Source organism: Paraburkholderia sp., from assembly GCF_036488505.1.
In the GTDB taxonomy this organism is placed as follows: Bacteria; Pseudomonadota; Gammaproteobacteria; order Burkholderiales; family Burkholderiaceae; genus Paraburkholderia.
In genome coordinates this window covers 1-2,067 of the sequence record NZ_DASXHN010000526.1, presented here as the reverse complement: position 1 = coordinate 2,067, position 2,067 = coordinate 1, and the positions used below count along the sequence as shown (strand labels likewise).

At 62.7% G+C, this 2,067-nt stretch carries 2 protein-coding genes; both read left to right on the top strand.

Translation table 11 applies throughout. The features are described 5' to 3' along the window. Nucleotides 1-610 (top strand): transcription termination factor Rho (rho, locus tag VGH68_RS29825; protein ID WP_331607341.1); only part of this gene is annotated, 610 nt, incomplete at its 5' end. A 401-nt stretch (nucleotides 611-1,011) separates the two neighbouring features. Further along, nucleotides 1,012-1,845, top strand: a complete 834-nt coding sequence (locus VGH68_RS29820; protein ID WP_331607340.1) for a M90 family metallopeptidase — start codon at nucleotides 1,012-1,014, stop codon at nucleotides 1,843-1,845. Nucleotides 1,846-2,067 lie beyond the last annotated feature (222 nt).

Genomic DNA, 2,067 nt, shown 5'->3' with positions numbered 1-2,067 from the left:
GCGCTCGGTGGCGGGCGAAGTGATCGCGTCGACGTTCGACGAACCGGCCGCGCGCCACGTGCAGGTCGCCGAACTGGTGATCGAGAAGGCCAAGCGCCTCGTCGAAATGAAGCACGACGTCGTGATCCTGCTCGATTCGATCACGCGTCTCGCGCGTGCATACAACACCGTCGTGCCGGCCTCGGGCAAGGTGCTGACCGGCGGTGTCGACGCTAACGCGCTGCAACGTCCGAAACGCTTCTTCGGCGCGGCGCGCAATATCGAGGAAGGCGGCTCGCTGACTATCATCGGCACGGCGCTGATCGAAACCGGCAGCCGCATGGACGACGTGATCTACGAAGAATTCAAGGGCACCGGCAACATGGAAGTGCACTTGGAGCGCCGTCTTGCTGAAAAGCGCGTCTACCCGTCGATCAACCTGAACAAGTCCGGCACGCGCCGCGAAGAACTGCTGATCAAGCCCGAAGTGCTGCAAAAGATCTGGGTGCTGCGCAAGTTCATTCATGACATGGACGAAGTCGAGTCGATGGAATTTCTGCTCGACAAGATCCGCCAGACGAAGAGCAACTCCGAGTTCTTCGACATGATGCGCCGTGGCGGCGGCAGCTAACGCCTGACGTTGGCGCAGGCGGTATCGGCCCACCGCTGTATTGAATCAAAACCGCTCGTTATCGACGAGCGGTTTTTTTTCGCCCGCCGCCGCCCCTCCCCGACGCACGTGCGGGAACTCGCCGCCAAGCCAACGCGATGTCGGCGGGCTGCCTCTGGGCGGCGACCTTGGACGACGCGGCCGGATCGCTCGATGTTATCCCGCGCAAGTGGACGTGCGATCAGGCGGCGCCGGTCATCGTCGTCGGATAGCATCGCCAGGCGCCGCATCGGGTCAACGCGCAAACTCCACGAATCCGTACAATCCAGTCTTCCAGAGCACGCGCGCAACGCTGACGAAAACCCTTGCGGCAGCGTGTTAGCCGCATTGCAACAATAGATGCACTAGAGGTGCCGTCAAACATGCTGTCGAAACTCACGCACTGGCTGAGTACGCACCGCCGCGAGCGCGCGCTGCGCGACTACGCGATCGACGAACCGCTGTGGCAGGCGACGCTCGCCGGCCTGCCGTTTCTCGCGCATCTCGATGCCCCCGATCTTGCGCGGCTGCGCGAACTGACGAGCCTCTTCATTGCGCAAAAGGAGTTCTCGACCGCGCACCAGCTCGAACTGACCGACGCGATGACGGTCGGGATCGCCGCTCAGGCCTGCCTGCCCGTGCTGAACCTGAGCCTCGAGCTGTACCGCGGCTGGGTCGGCGTGATCGTCTATCCGGGCGAATTCGTGATCCGCAAGACCGTCGAGGACGAGGACGGCGTGGTGCACGAAGTCGAGCACGACGCGAGTGGCGAAGCATGGGAAGGCGGCCCCGTGGTGCTGTCGTGGGAAGACGCGCAGATGACCGATGGCAGCGATGCGTACAACGTCGTCATCCACGAGTTCGCGCACAAGATCGATATGCTGAACGGCGAAGCGGACGGCCACCCGCCGCTGATGCGGCGCTGGCACGCGCCGCTCGACTCTCGCGGATGGGCCGATGTGTTCGATCACGCATACGACCACTTTTGCGCGACAGTCGACGCGGTACCCGAGCGCCGCTGGGCGCGCTTCGAACGCGAATCGCTGATCGATCCGTACGCCGCCGATCATCCGTCGGAATTTTTTGCCGTCTGCAGCGAGGCGCTGTTCGTGAGACCGCAGCCTTTCGAGGCCGAGTATCCGGAGTTGTACCGGCTGCTCGCGCGCTATTACCGGCAGGATCCAGCGCGCGTCGGTTTGACGTTCACGCCGGTTTGACGCAGGCGGGGTCGTCAGACCTTGGTGCATGAACCGCAAATCCGCATCGTCTCGCCACCCGGCCCCAGTAGAAATCGCTGGCACGAAAATCGTCAAGCGACTGATCTTCTGGCATAATCTCCGTTTTTCGACCGTAGGCAAGTGGCTCGCGCCTCAAGGCAGTCCAAGCAAGGCTGCACGCGGGTTGGCTACCGCCAGATTAAAGGAAAGACCATGAAAGAA